A 17,203-nucleotide genomic window follows, 5' to 3' on the forward strand; every position below is an offset into this window, starting at 1 on the left:
CCGTAGAATTTGGGATTCTAGATTAAAACAAAGTTAACTTTTAAACACAAAAGAAATGTTAAATAAAAGAATTTGATAAAATATTTTCAATTTTAAATTTTTAAAAGTTTACAAACACTTATTTTTGCGCTATGGGAAGAAAAAATACAGACAAAGTTGTCTTTCATCAAATACAAGTCCTTGATGCTGGAGCAAAAGGCGTATCGGTAGCAAAAGCTCCCGACGGAAAAGTAATATTTATCCCGAACGTAGTTCCGGGAGATGTGGTAGACGTGCAAACTTTCAAGAAACGCAAAGCGTATTATGAAGGAAAAGCAGTTAAATTTCATGAATTATCAGAACATCGTATAGAACCAATTTGTGATCACTTTGGTGTTTGTGGAGGATGTAAATGGCAAAACATGAAATACAGCCAACAGTTGTATTACAAACAAAACGAAGTTAAAAACCATTTACAACGAATTGGTAAAATTGAACTTCCTGAATTTGAAGCTATTTTAGGTTCAGAAAAACAGTTTTTTTACAGAAACAAAATGGAATTTTCATTTTCAAACAGCCGTTGGTTAACTGAAAAAGAAATAGAAAGCACTGAAGACTTAGGAAATCGTAATGCATTAGGTTTTCACATTCCAAAAATGTGGGATAAAATTCTTGACATCACTAAATGTCATTTACAAGAAGACCCATCAAATGCAATTAGAAATGAAATCAGAGCTTTTGCTAACGAACATAACTTAGCCTTTTTTAATCCAAGAGAACATTCTGGTTTATTAAGAACGTTTATGATTCGTACTGCTTCTACTGGTGAAATCATGGTATTAATCCAATTCTTTGAAGAGGATAAAGCCAACCGTGAATTACTTTTGGACCATCTTTATGGAAAATTCCCACAAATAACATCACTACAATATGTTGTAAACGGAAAAGCAAACGACACAATCTACGATCAAGATGTAAAACTTTATAAAGGTAGAGATTACATTCTGGAAGAAATGGAAGGTTTAAAATTTAGTATAAATGCAAAATCTTTTTACCAAACCAATTCTGACCAAGCGTATGAGTTATACAAAATAACAAGAGATTTTGCAGGTCTTTCTGGTCATGAAACAGTTTATGATCTTTATACTGGAACTGGAACAATTGCACAATTTGTTTCTAAAAAAGCAAAAAAAGTAATTGGTGTTGAAAGTGTTCCTGAAGCAATTCTTGATGCTAAGGCAAATGCTGAACGCAATAACATTACCAATTGTGAGTTCTTTGTTGGAGACATGAAAGTTGTATTCAACGAAAGCTTCATTGCTACTCATGGTAAACCAGATGTTATTATTACCGATCCACCTCGCGATGGAATGCATAAAGACGTAATTGAACAAATTATGAAAATTGCGCCTCAAAAAGTAGTTTATGTAAGTTGTAACTCAGCTACACAAGCTCGTGATCTAGCTTTAATGGATGAAAAATACAAAGTAACTCGTGTACGTCCTGTAGATATGTTCCCGCAGACACATCACGTAGAAAATGTTGTACTTTTGGAACTACGCTAGTTTTATTGAATAAAAAAGTGTGAAGCATAAATCACAAACAATAAATGAAAAAAATTCTTTTTATAATAATCGTAATAGCCTTCACTTTTTCAGGATGTGAAAAGGATGATATTTGTGATGGCAATACTCCAACAACACCTAGATTGGTAATTTCGTTTTTTGATCGCACTAATTCGACACCTAAAAACGTAACAAAACTAAAGGTAATTGGAAAAGGAATGACTCAAGGCATTGTCTTTAACGAGAATGCTCTTGTTGAGTCGGATAAATATCTTACTGATGGGAACACCATTTCTATTCCGCTTAAAACAAATGAAGATACTACCACTTTTCGTTTTATATTGAACGCTAATAATACGAATCTAGATTTTGTAAACGAGGATGTAATACAATTTAATTATACACGTCAGAATATTTTTGTTTCAAGAGCATGTGGTTATAAGACCATATTTACTTTAAATAGAAATAATCCACTTATCCTAACCGATTCTGATAATCCAGAAGGCCTTTGGATGCAAGGTGTTTATGTAGAAGAACCTAACATTGAATTTGAAAATGAAACACACATCAAAATATATTTTTAGTTTTTGCCTAATGTTGTCTTTGTTTACGATTCAAGCTCAAGAAACAACTACAAAGAAAACTGCAATAACCAATAAAACAGAGGCTAAAGCTGAGAAACCAGCTCCAAAAAAAGTTACCACAGAAGTAAAACAAGATAGCGTGCCTATAAAAACAGATCGTTATGGTGTTCGTTTTGGTGTTGATTTATATAAACTAACCCGTGGACTCTATGATTCTGATTATAAAGGAGTCGAGTTTACAGGAGATTATAGATTATCAAAAAAATACTATCTAGCGGCCGAAATTGGAACAGAAAATAAAACTACAGATGACGATAGACTAAACTCAACAACAAAAGGAAGCTATCTAAAAGTAGGATTTGATTACAATATGTATGAAAACTGGCTTGATATGGAAAACATCATATCTGTTGGTCTTCGCTATGGTTTTAGCACCTTTAGCCAAGAGCTAAATAATTATAAAATATATAATACAGATCAGTACTGGGGAGTACTTCCTCCTACCGTTTCTGGTGAAAAATTTAGCGGCTTATCAGCTAGCTGGCTAGAAGTAAATGCAGGAGTAAAAGCCAAGGTTTTTAACAATATATTCGTTGGCTTTAGTGTACAGTTAAAAACGTTAGTTTCAAATAAAAAACCTAACAACTTCGACAATCTTTATATTCCAGGATTCAACCGAACGTATAATGGTAATTTCGGAATTGGTTTTAACTATACCGTTTCTTATTTCATTCCTATTTACAAGAAGAAAGTTGTAATTCCAGGAACAGAAACGAAAAAATAATATAATCTTACAATTTGGTTATTTACAACAATAACCAAATTGTAAAATATAAGTTAGGACTACCCTATTTCTCTAATTCCTTTCATGAAAATCCATTTCATAAAAAGTTTCTCTCCATCCTTTGTTTTAGCGGCTTGAAATTTCGGAGACAAAAGCGTTCCCACAACAAATGCAGTCATCGGAATCCAAAAACCTGTTAAGTCTGTGTACTTCTCTACCAAAAATCGCGCTAATATAAATAGTATTGCAAAACAGCCTAGCTGATACAAAAATGCTCTTACTTGTAATCTTGTCATTTTTCTTTTTTTAAGGTTCAAAGTTACAGAGAACCAAAGGAACAAAGTTGTGTATAGATAATCAAAATTTTAGCTTTAAAACTAAACCTCTGTTACTTTGAACCTTTGCCTCTTTGTAACTTTATTCACTAACTTGAAACTTAGTTCTCTTACTTCCTTCGTACATTTCGTACTTCACTAATCTCGCTTCTAAACTTGCGTTAAAAAGTTTAATTTTTCTAGACGGTTTAAGTCCAACAAATTTTAAGGCTTCAAGATTAGCAGTAATAAACCAAGCATTCGTTGCAGGGTAATTTTTCTTTAATGTATCACCAATGTTTTTGTAAAACTCTTCCATATGAATATCCAAACGTTCATCATACGGCGGATTAAATACCATGTGCAAAGTCCCTTGAGTCGTTTTCTCAGTATCAAAAAAGTTTTTCTCTTCGATAGTGATGTAATCTTCTAAATTGGCATTTCTAATATTGTCTTTAGCTTTACTTACAGCACTTGGTGCTTTATCAAATCCTTTAATAGTATAATGAAACTCTTTTGTTTTTTTCATCAAACTGCTTACAATTTGATCAAACAAATCATTATCCCAATCATTCCATTTTTCAAAAGCGAACTCTTTTCTGTTAATATTAGCTGGAATATTACAAGCAATCATAGCCGCTTCGGCTAGGAAAGTACCAGAACCACACATAGGATCTAGAAAATGACCTTGACCTTCCCATCCAGATAATAACAACACCCCTGCTGCCAATACTTCATTTATAGGAGCAATATTTGTAGCTGTTCTATACCCACGTTGATGCAATGAATTACCAGAAGTATCCAATGCAACCGAAACTTGGTCTTTATCAATATGTATATTTATTCTTAAGTCTGGATGCGCTTTATCAATACTCGGACGTTGTCCTGTACGTTCTCTAAACTGATCCACAATAGCATCTTTACATTTTTGAGAAACAAACTCAGAGTGATTAAAATATTCTGAATGCACAGTTGCATCAATCACAAAAGTCTGATTAGCATTTATAAGCTTAGACCAGTTTACACCCGAAATACCTTTATACAAACCTTGTTCATTATTGGCTCTAAAAAAGTAAATTGGCTTAAGCACTTTCAATGCAGTACGCAACGATAAGTTGGCTTTGTACATAAACCCTTTATCTCCCTTAAAACTTACCATTCTTACCCCTTGCTCAACATCTTGTGCACCTAGCAATTGTAATTCTTTTGCTAAAATTTCTTCAAAGCCAAAAAAGGTTTTGGCTACCATTTTAAAATTATTTTCCATCTTTATATTTAAATTAAAACAGACTTATTTAAACAAAAATCAATCTGTAATAAAAAATTTTGAATCTACTACAGCGACATTATATGTGTATCGCTTGCGAAATAGTTATTTTTCAGCAAAAATACACTAAATTTGCGGGACTTGAATTAATTGAAAAAGAATAAATGTCTGAAGCACATCACCCATCTACAACAAACCACAATCAATCAACCGAAAACTGGTTCACTTCTTGGTTTGATACACCATACTATCATATATTATACAAGGACAGAAACTATAGAGAAGCGCAAATCTTCATGGATAACCTTACGCACTATCTTAATCTTCCTGAAAAAGCCAAAGTACTTGATTTAGCATGCGGAAAAGGGCGTCATTCTATTTATTTAAACCAATTAGGATTCAATGTCCTTGGAGCAGATTTATCAGAAAACAGCATTGCTGAGGCTAGTAAAAACAGTAACGAAACCTTGCATTTCAAAGTGCACGACATGCGTGAGCCTTTTGAAGAAAAATTCGATGCAATTTTTAACCTATTCACCAGCTTTGGTTATTTTGAAAGTGATGAAGATAATCTTACCACTCTAAAAGCGATAAAAGCCAGTTTAAGTGAATATGGTTTTGCAGTAATCGATTTTATGAATGTAACACAAGTAATAGAAACACTAGTACCTGAAGAAATAAAAACTGTCGATGGTATCGATTTTCACATTAAGAGATATGTAGAAGACGGACATATTCTTAAAGAAATAGATTTTGAAGACCAAGGCAAAAAATTTCATTTTACCGAAAAAGTAAAAGCATTAACTTTAAAAGATTTTGAAGATTTAATGGAACAAGCTGGTATATTTCTATTAGACACATTTGGTGATTATAAATTAAAAAAGTTTCACAAAACCGATAGCGAACGATTAATCATGATTTTTAAGTAATTGAAATATCCTTTATTAACTTGATAAATAATAAAAGGACGAAACTAAAAAACGATTAAACTAAATGAATTATCTATTACCCTTACTTTCTGTATTATTAGGATATATTGTTGCATTGGTACTAAAACCAAAAGACAAAACCAATCTTAAACTATTATTAGCTTTTAGCGGATCCTTTCTGCTATCGCTTACAGTGATGCATTTACTTCCAGAAGTATACGAATCACACAACCATAATATTGGATTATTTATAATGCTTGGGATTTTATTCCAAATTATACTTGAATTTTTCTCTAAGGGAGCAGAACACGGACATGTACATGGTCACGCCAAAATGTCTCAAATTCCATGGTTACTCTTCATTAGTTTATGCATACACGCATTTCTAGAAGGATTCCCTGTGAGTCACCACCACGATATCGCTATTGGTATTGCCATTCATCACTTACCAATTGCAATTATCCTGACCACTTTTTTCATTAATGCACATCTTAACAAAAAAGCCATTTTTGCATTTATGATAACATTTGCAATCATGACACCACTAGGAACAATAGCATCCGAATATTTACCGTTTTTAAATGATTATTTCACCGAAATTACTGCTGTTGTAATCGGAATATTATTCCATATTTCATCAACAATAATTTTTGAAAGTAGCGAAGGACATAAATTTAATATTGCCAAAATTTCGATGATTGTTTTCGGAATTGCATTGGCCTATTTTATATAAACTGGGCCTGTCCCTTTGGGTTGGAAGCTCCAGATAGTTATCGAGACGGCTATATCTTTTTTTCGTTCCTCACTAAAAAGGATACCGCCTCAATCCCTCACGCAACTTAAAAATAAAAAAATCATTTTTAAACAATAAACACACTATTTCATTTTTTCTATTTTTTTTTAACTAATTCACTCTATTTCACATGAATTATTCAATACTTAGTAGGGAAAACTTTGTAACTTTGGTACTTTGTAACTTAGAAACACAAAAAACAAAATGACATTTACAAGAATAACAGAGCAGTCTTCTAAATATGAACATCTAGAAAAAATGTCTGTACATGACTTACTGACTAACATCAATCAGGAAGACAAAACAGTTCCGTTTGCAGTAGAAAAAGCAATTCCACAAATAGAAGCTTTAGTAGCTCAAATCGTAACCAAACTAAAACTTGGCGGACGATTATTTTATATAGGAGCAGGAACATCTGGTCGTTTAGCGATTGTAGATGCTTCAGAATGCCCTCCAACTTTTGGCGTTCCATTCGATTTAGTAAACGGAATCATAGCTGGGGGAGACAAAGCCATCCGTCAAGCGGTAGAAAATGCCGAAGACGATGCAAAACAAGCATGGATCGACTTACAAGCACATACTATTTCAGAAAACGATGTCGTTATTGGTATCGCAGCTTCTGGAACAACACCATATGTAATTGGAGGATTGGAACGTTGCAATGAAAATAACATTATCACAGGATGCATAACATGCAATGCCGAAAGTCCACTTTCGCAAACAGCACAATTTCCAATAGAAGTAGTTGTTGGTCCTGAATTCATTACAGGAAGCTCAAGAATGAAAGCTGGAACTGCACAAAAATTGGTTCTTAATATGATTTCGACTGCCGCTATGATTCAACTCGGAAAAGTAAAAGGCAACAAAATGGTCGATATGCAATTAAGCAACAGTAAGTTAGTTGACCGCGGTGTAAAAATGATTATGGGCGAAATTCCTGTTTCATACGAGCAAGCATCAGAGCTATTGCATACTTACGGAAGTGTACGAAAAGCAATAGACAATTATAAAATATAAAGGGTGACATGATTTATGTAAAACATGAAACTAAAAATTAAAAAAAAACATGGGAACAAACAAAGAATTACTAGGAAAAGGAGTTAGATACTTAATGGGTTCTTTGCCCCTATTATTTATTGGCCCTTCGGTAATATACAATGCGTTTATGAATCAACAAAACGTATGGCATTACTTAGTACTTGCTATTGGTATAATTGCTTGTATAGCCGGAATGTTTTTGATCTTTTATGGTCTGAAAACAATTATGAAAGGTTTGTTTAATGACTAATTTTTTTAATTCAAATAAAATTCAATAACTACAATGGATAGCTTAATTCATATTCAAAAAACATTCGATAAGGTTATCTACATAGATAAAAAAATAAACAATCGCGAGTTTGAAGATTGTGTATTTAAAAATTGCGATTTCTCTAATAGCAATTTTGCCTACAATACTTTTTTAGATTGTGAATTTATCGATTGTAATTTATCAATGACCAGTTTAAAAGGGACAAGCTTAAAAAATGTAACTTTTAAGAACTGCAAACTCCTAGGAATTGCTTTTAACGAATGTGAAGATTTTCTATTTCAAGTATATTTTGAAGAATCTTCGTTGGATTATGCTTCGTTTTCTAATAAAAAAATGCCAAAAACTAAATTTGTAAACTGTTCGATGAAAGAAACTACTTTTATTGGTACCAATTTAACAAGTTCGGTTTTTGATAATTGTAATTTAGAAGGAGCCATTTTTAACGAAACACAATTAGCAGGCGTAAATTTTAAAACTGCTTATAATTTTAAAATAGATCCAGAGTTTAATCCCATGAAAAAAGCACAATTCTCAACCGAAGGTGTTTTGGGACTTTTAGATAAGTATGACATTAAAATTGTATAATCATGACTGCATCCGAATCGTATTTAGAGAGTATTAAAAAACAGTTTTTATATTATAAAACCCTAGGCGAAAAAGCAATCGATCAACTTGAACCCGAACAACTTTTTGTTTCTATAAACGAGGATACAAATAGCATTGCCATTATTGTAAAACACATATCAGGCAATATGCTTTCGCGTTGGACCGATTTCCTTACAACCGATGGCGAAAAACAATGGCGCAATCGAGATGACGAATTTGAGAATGACTTCCAATCCAAAGAAGAAGTAATGACTGCTTGGGAAAAGGGTTGGAAATGCCTTTTTGATACCTTAAACAGCTTAAAACCCGATCAGCTGTCAGATATTATATATATCAGAAACGAAGGTCATACGGTTATCGAAGCCATCAACAGACAATTGGCACATTATCCTTATCATGTGGGGCAAATTGTATTTTATGCCAAACAATTAAAAAATACTAGCTGGCAAAGTCTATCAATTCCAAGAAAAGAATCTAATAGTTATAATGCTATTAAATTTGCACAAGAAAAAGAAATTAAGAACTTTACAGATGAAGAGCTTAATAAATTAAAATAAAATATGCTATTCCTTTGTGTCTGTTCTGAGTAGCCCTGATTGAAACGGAAATCCTTTTTATTTTTTTCTTTAAAAAATAAAAAGATTATAGTGTAAAGCAGGAAAAAGCTCCTAAAAAATTACATAAATCATTTACCATGAAAAAATTACTATTACTTCCTTTATTACTTATTGTTGCCTCTTGTTACAATACCGAACACAATTGCAAAGATTTTAAAACAGGAAAATTCAAATTTGAATTCGACGTTGATGGAGTTAAAAAAACAACCATTTTTGAGCGAAGAGATGATATTGAAATAGAAACTTTTGAAGGTAAAACGGATACTGCAACAATACGTTGGGTAAGCGATTGCGAATATGTTCTACAAAAGAAACACCCAAAAAACAAAGCCGAGGAAAAAGCTATCGGTATGAAAATTTTAAGCACTACCAAAGATTCGTACACTTTTGAGTTCGGAATGGTAGGTTCAAATCAAAAACAACGTGGGACCGTTGTTCGAATAGATTAATTTGATCCCTAATTTCACCCCTCACAATTAACACCTTTTTTTAAATGGAAGTATTTTTAAATCCCGATGCATGGGTTGCTTTATTAACATTGACTTTTCTTGAAATTATTTTAGGAATCGACAATATCATTTTTATATCAATAGTAACTGGAAAGCTTCCTGTTGAGGAACGCAAAAAAGCAACTCGAATTGGTTTATTTTTAGCCATGTTCATGCGTATTGCTCTATTAATGGGTATCTCGTACTTAATTGCTATGAAAGCAACTGTTTTCAGTATCAAATGGGGTTGGTTAAATGCCGATTTTACTGGACAAGCTTTGATATTATTAGGAGGAGGATTATTCTTGATTTATAAAAGTACTAAAGAAATTAGTGAAAAAGTAGATCATAAAGGTGAAGAAGAACAAACACTAAAAAGTGTTGCAAAAAAGTCTTTTTCGAATGTAATTGTGCAAATTTTACTAATTGATTTAATCTTTTCTGTAGATTCTATTTTGACAGCTGTTGGGATGACAAATGGTGTTACAGGCGCTTTAACTATTATGATTACTGCTGTGATTATTTCGGTAATGGTAATGATGTTATTTGCTGTTCCTGTTGGAAACTTTGTAAATGCAAACCCATCAATACAAGTTCTAGGACTAGCGTTTTTAATCTTAATTGGTTTTATGCTAATCACCGAAAGTATGCACTTATCTAATGCATCTCTTGTTGGAGAACACATAGGCGCAGTTCCTAAAGGATACTTGTATTTTGCCATTTCGTTCTCATTGGCTGTAGAGTTTATTAATATGAAAATGAGAAAACGTTCAAAACAATAACATCGAATATTTATAACGAAAAAGCGCTAAGGGTAACCTCAGCGCTTTTTTTTGCCTCAAATCTACATTAGATACAACTAATTTTCTGAACCTTTTAAAACCGTTAATTTTAACATTAAGATTACCATAGTAATTACAATAAGAACCATTCCAAAAACCTTAGCAGAATTAGTCTTATTAGGGATTTTCATTCCATAAAAATAAATAATCAATATAATGAGGAGAACAATAACATTAAAAATCAAATAATACAGATCTCCTAATCCGTTTCCGAAACTCAAATAACCGTTTAAACAACCATAAATCATTAATACACTTAAAACTAAATACCAATAGAATAGAATATTAAATCCCTTTTTTACGTTTATCATTTTATCTAAATAAGTTTAGTTACTCCATTTTTTTTATAACTACTAAATTATAGCAAAAAGAGACTATCTCACACTTGTGAAATAGTCTCTTTTCTATTTTGTTAAGTCTTCTTGTTTATTAGACAACTTCTTTCCTAATGTAAATTATTCTAAAACCAATCCGATTTGTCCATCGTCTTCAAGTTCTGTCCCAACCGAATCCTCTTCGGATAACTCTGGTTTTTCTGGAACTACCTCTATAGGTTCTTCAAACGGCAATGGATCTAGCAAGTTAACTTGTTTCAATTTATCCGCTGTTAATTGATTTCCTAATGCTTTAAATCCTTTCACAGCAATAAAATCTTCCACATCTATATGTAAATCCTCTTTTTGAACTCCTTTTACTTTAGTGAATATTAATTGTGCTACTGGACGATAATCTGTAGAAACAATTTCTAATTGAGAATTCGGGTGATCTGTAATAAAGCTTTCTTCTTTATTTTCAGCTTCTACCAGAAAACGTTTCAAAAAGTAACGCTCTTTTTCCCCATCAAAATAAATTGCAGATATTGGCTTTTTAGGTTTCCATTTTTCCAGAACGATCATGTCTTCATCAAAATGAGTTGATAATTCAGGAACAATCACCTTCAATTTACCTGTTTGACTAATGATTAATATTTTATCACTTGGCTTAAACTCTCCTAATAACTCACCACGAGCATCAACATTTAAGCGTTTTACAGTATCATCGTACCAAACTTTTCTTGGCAATAATGTCGAAATCCCTTTTTCTTTAAGTTCGATTTTCTTAATCGGATATTTCGTTACCAAGTTTCCTTTAGATCCACGTCCTTTTATAGCCAAAGCTGCAAAATCTATATCGAATTTTAGTTTCTTTATACTTCCTACCTGACGCAACAAAATAGTAATTACCTCCGCTTCTCCGTTAGGATTATGCGAAAAATAAACTACTTGCGAACCTGCTGTTTCGTTAGTTAAATCATACGCTTTATCACGTGTTACTCCAGAAACATTGAAACGTTTTATATACGAAGGTCCTGATTTTCCGTCACGATACATCATATTATAAATTGTACGCTTATCGCTTTTATCAAAAATAGCAACATGAATAATATCTTTACCAACAAAAGTCTTGGCATCAACTTTTGTAATCATCATTTTACCATCACGTAAAAACACAATTACATCATCAATATCTGAACAGTCAGTTAAATATTCATCCTTTTTTAAGCTTGTTCCAATAAAACCTTCCTCTCTGTTTACATACAACTTAGTATTTCTTAAAACTACTTTGGTAGCCTCAATATCATCAAAAATACGCAACTCAGTTTGGCGTTCGCGACCTTTACCGTACTTTTCTTTTAGTTTGGTAAAATAGGCAATTGCAAAATCTATTAAATTAGCCAAGTTGTATTCTACTTCCTTCATTTCATCTTCTAACCTAGCGATAAGATCATCGGCTTTGTCTGAATCGAAACGAGTAATACGAATCATCGGAATCTGAGTTAATCGTTGTAAATCATCATCGTTAATTTCTCTAACGAATGATTTTTTGAACGGCTCAAATCGATCATACATATATTTATATAATCCTTCTTTGTCTCCGTATAATTTGAATTCAATATACATTTCTTCACGAATGAAGATTTTCTCTAAAGTAGAAAAATGCCATTTGTTTTTTAATTCTTCTAATTGGATTTCCAATTCTTGACGAAGTAAATCGACTGTTCTATTTGTTGAAATTTTCAACATAGCAGACACTCCAATAAACAACGGCTTATTATCCTCAATAACACAACCTAAAGGCGCTACCGAAGTTTCGCAGGCAGTAAAAGCAAATAATGCATCGATTGTTTTATCTGGTGAAACTCCAGGAAAAAGATGTATTAAAATCTCAACATCGGCCGCTGTATTGTCTTCAATCTTTTTAATTTTGATTTTGCCTTTATCATTGGCTTTCAAAATACTATCAATTAAAGTAGTCGTATTGGTCGAAAATGGGATTTGTGTAATTACAAGTGTATTCTTATCCAACTGACTAATTTTGGCACGCACACGAACTCTTCCGCCACGCATTCCATCATTGTAGTTAGATATATCTGCAATACCCTGAGTCATAAAATCAGGATATAATGTAAACGGTTTTCCTTTAAGAATCTTTACCGAAGCATCAATTAATTCATTAAAGTTATGTGGCAATACTTTTGTAGAAAGTCCTACCGCAATACCTTCGGCTCCTTGCGCCAAAAGCAATGGGAATTTTACTGGAAGATTGTTTGGTTCTGCACGACGTCCGTCATAAGAAACACCCCAATCAGTAATTTTTGGAGAATATAATACTTCCAAAGCAAATTTAGACAAACGTGCTTCGATATAACGCGAAGCTGCAGCACCATCTCCTGTTAAGATGTTACCCCAGTTACCTTGACAATCTATTAATAAATCTTTTTGTCCAATTTGTACCATTGCATCACCAATACTCGCATCTCCGTGTGGGTGATACTGCATGGTGTGCCCTACTACGTTGGCAACTTTATTATAACGACCATCATCCAACTCTTTAAGAGAGTGCATAATACGTCGTTGTACAGGTTTAAATCCATCTTCGATAGCAGGAACAGCACGTTCTAGAATTACGTACGAAGCATAATCCAAGAACCAGTCTTTGTACATACCGGTAACTTTGGTAATAGTATCACCGCTGTCTTCGTTATTTTCGTAAAAATGCTGCCCCTCAAAGTGTTTAGCATCTACTTTAATAATTTCCTCAGAGTCCTCCTCTTCTTGATTTTCATCAATAGAGTTATTCTCCTCGTAATTATTTTCTTCGTTATCTGGAATTATGTTATCGTCTTCTTCGTCTTTCATATTGTAAAATCAATTTTTGATTTTGTTTTGATCATAAAAATTCACTTTTAAAAAGGAAGCAAGGGGTCATTATAAGAAATCCCTAAACTCTGTACAAATAACCTTTCCGCTCCAACTATTAATTTTTTTCTAATTTTAAGAACTTCTTCGATATTGCCTTTTTCATATTCTTCACGCATATCCTCATTAATGAAATATTCACTAAATTTTCCATTATTTTCTTTTAAAAGCATAAATGAAAGATCCTTTAATGATTTTGGGAAATTTTCCGTAGAATTATATTTTTCTATTACAAAAACTGTGTTTTCAGACAAAACATAATCTTTAAAAAGTTTATACGTTTTAACACTTGATATATTATCAGCTACTAAAGTTTCTCCTTTCAAAAAAATATTTCCATTAATAGAATAACTAATCATAAATAAAGCAAGTGATTTCTTCCTTACACTTCCCATATCAATTTTGTCAGGAAATTCTAAAGACTCAAATTTTTCTTGATTATCGTAAAAAACTGGATTTGAATTAACATATATAAAATCTTGAAATTTATTATATGCAAGTCTTTGTTTACTTAAATTATATATTGTAAAATAATTAGAATATGAAGTTATCCAAAACCATCTTTTTAATTCTTCAAGTTGCTTATTATTTGGATTATCAACCTTACTAAAAAAATCATTTATAAAAATAAATTGATTATTATATGGAATATATCTTGAATCTAATACATTTAAATTTTCAAAGAAAAACTTAGAAGTTTTTTCAATTGCAATAAAGGTATCTTTTGCAATTGGTATAAAATCTTCTCTTTTGACAAGTTCTTCGAGTTTTTTATTACTATTTTTAGAAACTTGGTCAAAATATACACCTCCAAAAGAATTTGTAATACATTGTAAAATAACTTCTCTTTTTATATTCTGGAAATTATATTTTGATAAATCATCGTCTAATAATAAATCAATTTCTGTAGCAAAATGATAATTTCTATCTTGACCATATGCTAATGCTGAAATAACCCAATCTTTTGTTATTGGAGCACCTGTAGAATTTAATCTTTGAAATATATCAACTGCTTCAGTTATAGACCCCCCATAGGCATTAATATTTGGCAATTCATAACTTTGAAAAATTAAACTAATCTCTTCATATTTTTCAATATATTCTTCAATAGTTTCCTGTTCCTCTTTAAATAAGCTTTTTTGAAAATTAAAAAACTCTTTACCATCAACTAATTTATAAATAGGAATCTGATAATTTTTCAATCCTTCAAAATCCTTTAAACGATTCATCTCAAACAATTCGTCTCTAAGATTATATACGATATTAAACTCTTTAAACCATTCTTTTTCATCTCTAACAATTCCTTTTAATTTCGCTTTTTGAGGATGCAACAAACATCCAATTAAAGTTGACAATCTTTGAAAGCCGTCTAATACATAAAACGAATTAGTATTTCTTTTTGGAATATAATAAGCTCCCAATTTGTCACCACCAAATTTTTGATAATCCTCTTCGCTTTCAAAATTAGGTTGCCATAACAAAACTGATCCTATTGGATAACCTCTTTTAATACTATCAAATAAATCTAACTTTTTTTCATTATTCCATACAAATTTCCTTTGAAATGCTGGGACTTGTAGGTTCCCTTTTTCAAAATTTGAAATATAACTAGATATCTTATCCTTATCCGGCCTTATATTTATTTGTTCACTCATAATAAATCATTAATCTTTTGAAAAATTTGTCCTAATTCATTTTTACCATCCCTATTATTTAAAGAGGCTTTATTAACTATTTGTTTACTAAATAATTTAGGAAATTCATTTTTAAACTCCCCATTAGAAGTAAAACCCTTAAAATCAAACCCTTTATCTAATCTAAGGAAATTAATATCATTAATACTCATATTGAAAAAACTTAAAATATCTTGATCCAAATTCTTCCTATTTCCATCATTATGAAATTTATTTTTTTTAGGAGGAAACCCGTCTGGAATGTTCACAAAATCTTTTTGATCCTCATCTAAATTAAGATAAGCATCAATCCAATGCTGTATCTCTAAATTTCCTCTAAATTGATTTCTGATATCTCTAAAAACTTCATCTGGCAAGTAATTTTCCATCATTCTTTTTTCAAGAATATGAATTTGGTCATCTGAAACTCCTAAAGCATTTAAACTCTTTAACAATGCAATATGCTTCAATGGCTGAGCAAAATATTCTTTATCACTATCAATAATGATTAAACCTCTAAAATAATCTGAAAGAGGTCTTTGATTCTTTAAAGATAAATTTTGAAATTGTTTCAAAAACATTTCCATAAAATTTGATATATTAGAACATCCTCCAGCATTCTCAAATTTTAGCCAATTATTATTAAAATGACTTTTTACTTTATTCGTACCATTCTCTTTTCCAAAATGCTCAATGATAGAAATTATAAATGCACTATCATTTTTATTATTCTCCAAAATTATAGAAACAGGTTGACTAAAAAACTGTATTGCTTCTTCAATATTAAAACAGTTTTTTGATTTTTTATAAGTTATTTTATAATCTCTTAACTTGTTACTTGAGTTTGAGTTTATGAAATAATCAAATTCAGTATCTAAAAATTGCTTTAAAGACTTTTCAATCTTTGATAATATATCAAAATTTTCAAAACTTTGAACTTTTTGAGTATCAACAAATATATTATATCTTGCTGTTCCATTATTTACAGACCACGATAATATTTGGAATAAAAAATTTAAACTCTTAAATTCTGCTTTCTTAAATATATCACTCTCTATCTCTACCCACATTCTTCAGATCATTAATTTGTGCATTATAAATTGCTCTTGTTTCTATAGTAGTTTCAGCAAATATACCATCAGGCCATCTGTCTACTCCTCCTCCGGAATCTATATTTATTACCTCTAAACTACTATCGTTTAACTCTTCATCGAAATCTACATAGTAAATTGCTAATTGCTCTGGTGCTAATTTACCTTCTGCAACTAGCCTTCGCATTCTTAAAACAAAATTTTGAGAATGAGTTTCAATTAAATAATTTTTATTATTATTCTCTAAAAAAGAATCAACAAACCTTTCTGCTAAATTACCATGTGCAGCAGGATGCAAATGAGTTTCAGGTTCTTCAATTATTATTAAAGTTGGATTAACATCTTCCACATAAGTACGAACTATTAGTGGCAATACCTGATGAATTCCTTGACCTGTTTGCTTTATATTTATTGAATTTAAAACAGAATTTGAAATAGCAATTTCATACTTTGTTTCTGTAACAGTTTTTGTTTCAATAACGTTCAATTGCCAATTTTCGAAATTACTTCTATACCAATCACTTACTTTGTTAATAAGTTGACCTGTGTTATTAAAGTCATTGATAAGAATAGGATATGCATTTTGCCCTTTTATTCCTATTTTTTCATAAACATCATTTGAAAAAACATAATCTGAATCAGGCTCTATTCTTATTGCACCCAGATAATCAATACTTAAACTTAACCCTTCAATTTTCTTTCCATCTAATAAAAACCCTTTAAAATCAGAAGAAACATCAATTTCAATACTATTTAACTTGTATTCTAAAACGCCATCTTCCTTATTTAGTGCAATTTCAAGGCATTCTTTTCCATTAGAGACGGAAAACTCAATAAAACTTTTTTCATTTCTGTTATAAACCAAATCTTTAAAATCAGTTCCTAGTTCAATTGAATTAACACTATCTTCTCCTATCTTATATTTCCAATTTACAGGTAACCCTTTTAAGCTATTTGAAATTAATACCGGTAATTTCAAAACAGCACTTTTACCACTATTATTTTTACCAATCAAAATAGTTATTGGTTTTAATTCTAGTGTTTGCTTTTCTTTAAAAAGCTTATAATTTTTAAACGATATTTTATTTATCATTTGGTATATTTTTATGATTAAACACTTAAA

At 31.1% G+C, this 17,203-nt stretch carries 18 protein-coding genes; 11 read left to right on the forward strand and 7 right to left on the reverse strand.

What is annotated here, in order from left to right; translation table 11 throughout:
* The first annotated feature begins 131 nt into the window (after positions 1-131).
* The 3 genes from rlmD to QWY99_RS12780 are packed head-to-tail and all read left to right on the forward strand — an operon-like array spanning position 132 to position 2,912.
* A complete protein-coding gene (rlmD, locus tag QWY99_RS12770) occupies positions 132-1,544 on the forward strand; it encodes a 23S rRNA (uracil(1939)-C(5))-methyltransferase RlmD (RefSeq protein ID WP_290265829.1) in 1,413 nt (470 codons plus the stop codon).
* 44 nt (positions 1,545-1,588) lie between these two features.
* On the forward strand, positions 1,589-2,128 hold the full coding sequence (locus QWY99_RS12775) for a DUF6452 family protein (RefSeq protein WP_290265830.1): 540 nt from the start codon (positions 1,589-1,591) through the stop codon (positions 2,126-2,128).
* Positions 2,100-2,912, forward strand: a complete 813-nt coding sequence (locus QWY99_RS12780) for a DUF6048 family protein (RefSeq protein ID WP_290265832.1) — start codon at positions 2,100-2,102, stop codon at positions 2,910-2,912. The genes QWY99_RS12775 and QWY99_RS12780 overlap by 29 nt, the downstream gene beginning before the upstream one ends.
* A gap of 59 nt (positions 2,913-2,971) precedes the next feature.
* Here the strand turns inward: QWY99_RS12780 and QWY99_RS12785 are convergent, their stop codons facing one another.
* Positions 2,972-3,208: a hypothetical protein gene (locus tag QWY99_RS12785; protein WP_290265834.1), complete on the reverse strand. Its 237-nt coding sequence runs from the start codon at positions 3,206-3,208 to the stop codon at positions 2,972-2,974.
* A 121-nt stretch (positions 3,209-3,329) separates the two neighbouring features.
* Positions 3,330-4,493: a THUMP domain-containing class I SAM-dependent RNA methyltransferase gene (locus QWY99_RS12790; protein ID WP_290265835.1), complete on the reverse strand. Its 1,164-nt coding sequence runs from the start codon at positions 4,491-4,493 to the stop codon at positions 3,330-3,332.
* Between the two features lie 164 nt (positions 4,494-4,657).
* Here QWY99_RS12790 and QWY99_RS12795 point away from each other — a divergent pair, with 164 nt between their 5' ends.
* From QWY99_RS12795 to QWY99_RS12830, 8 genes are all read left to right on the forward strand, one after another.
* A complete protein-coding gene (locus tag QWY99_RS12795; RefSeq protein ID WP_290265837.1) occupies positions 4,658-5,422 on the forward strand; it encodes a class I SAM-dependent methyltransferase in 765 nt (254 codons plus the stop codon).
* 64 nt (positions 5,423-5,486) lie between these two features.
* Entirely contained in the window at positions 5,487-6,155 is a 669-nt protein-coding gene (locus QWY99_RS12800; protein ID WP_290265838.1) for a ZIP family metal transporter, read from the forward strand.
* A gap of 264 nt (positions 6,156-6,419) precedes the next feature.
* On the forward strand, positions 6,420-7,232 hold the full coding sequence (gene murQ, locus QWY99_RS12805; protein WP_290265840.1) for an N-acetylmuramic acid 6-phosphate etherase: 813 nt from the start codon (positions 6,420-6,422) through the stop codon (positions 7,230-7,232).
* Between the two features lie 49 nt (positions 7,233-7,281).
* Positions 7,282-7,503: a DUF6095 family protein gene (locus tag QWY99_RS12810; protein ID WP_290265841.1), complete on the forward strand. Its 222-nt coding sequence runs from the start codon at positions 7,282-7,284 to the stop codon at positions 7,501-7,503.
* A gap of 33 nt (positions 7,504-7,536) precedes the next feature.
* Positions 7,537-8,109 carry a pentapeptide repeat-containing protein gene (locus QWY99_RS12815; protein WP_290265843.1) on the forward strand — a complete coding sequence of 191 codons (573 nt, stop codon included), beginning with the start codon at positions 7,537-7,539 and terminating at the stop codon, positions 8,107-8,109.
* 2 nt (positions 8,110-8,111) lie between these two features.
* Positions 8,112-8,687, forward strand: coding sequence for a DUF1572 domain-containing protein (locus QWY99_RS12820; RefSeq protein ID WP_290265844.1), 576 nt, complete (start codon positions 8,112-8,114; stop codon positions 8,685-8,687).
* A 137-nt stretch (positions 8,688-8,824) separates the two neighbouring features.
* Entirely contained in the window at positions 8,825-9,196 is a 372-nt protein-coding gene (locus QWY99_RS12825) for a DNA topoisomerase IV (protein WP_290265846.1), read from the forward strand.
* Positions 9,197-9,240: 44 nt separating this feature from the next.
* Positions 9,241-10,017, forward strand: coding sequence for a TerC family protein (locus QWY99_RS12830; protein ID WP_290265849.1), 777 nt, complete (start codon positions 9,241-9,243; stop codon positions 10,015-10,017).
* Between the two features lie 77 nt (positions 10,018-10,094).
* Here the strand turns inward: QWY99_RS12830 and QWY99_RS12835 are convergent, their stop codons facing one another.
* From QWY99_RS12835 to QWY99_RS12855, 5 genes are all read right to left on the reverse strand, one after another.
* Positions 10,095-10,388 carry a hypothetical protein gene (locus QWY99_RS12835; protein WP_290265850.1) on the reverse strand — a complete coding sequence of 98 codons (294 nt, stop codon included), beginning with the start codon at positions 10,386-10,388 and terminating at the stop codon, positions 10,095-10,097.
* Between the two features lie 144 nt (positions 10,389-10,532).
* Positions 10,533-13,256, reverse strand: coding sequence for a DNA gyrase/topoisomerase IV subunit A (locus QWY99_RS12840; protein ID WP_290265851.1), 2,724 nt, complete (start codon positions 13,254-13,256; stop codon positions 10,533-10,535).
* A gap of 47 nt (positions 13,257-13,303) precedes the next feature.
* Positions 13,304-14,971, reverse strand: a complete 1,668-nt coding sequence (locus QWY99_RS12845; protein ID WP_290265852.1) for a DUF262 domain-containing protein — start codon at positions 14,969-14,971, stop codon at positions 13,304-13,306.
* Positions 14,968-16,059: a hypothetical protein gene (locus tag QWY99_RS12850; protein ID WP_290265854.1), complete on the reverse strand. Its 1,092-nt coding sequence runs from the start codon at positions 16,057-16,059 to the stop codon at positions 14,968-14,970. Before QWY99_RS12850 ends, QWY99_RS12845 begins: the two co-directional genes overlap by 4 nt.
* Positions 16,037-17,173: an AAA family ATPase gene (locus QWY99_RS12855; RefSeq protein ID WP_290265856.1), complete on the reverse strand. Its 1,137-nt coding sequence runs from the start codon at positions 17,171-17,173 to the stop codon at positions 16,037-16,039. Before QWY99_RS12855 ends, QWY99_RS12850 begins: the two co-directional genes overlap by 23 nt.
* Between the last annotated feature and the right edge of the window lie 30 nt (positions 17,174-17,203).

This window comes from Flavobacterium branchiarum (genome assembly GCF_030409845.1).
Taxonomy (GTDB): Bacteria; Bacteroidota; Bacteroidia; order Flavobacteriales; family Flavobacteriaceae; genus Flavobacterium; species Flavobacterium branchiarum.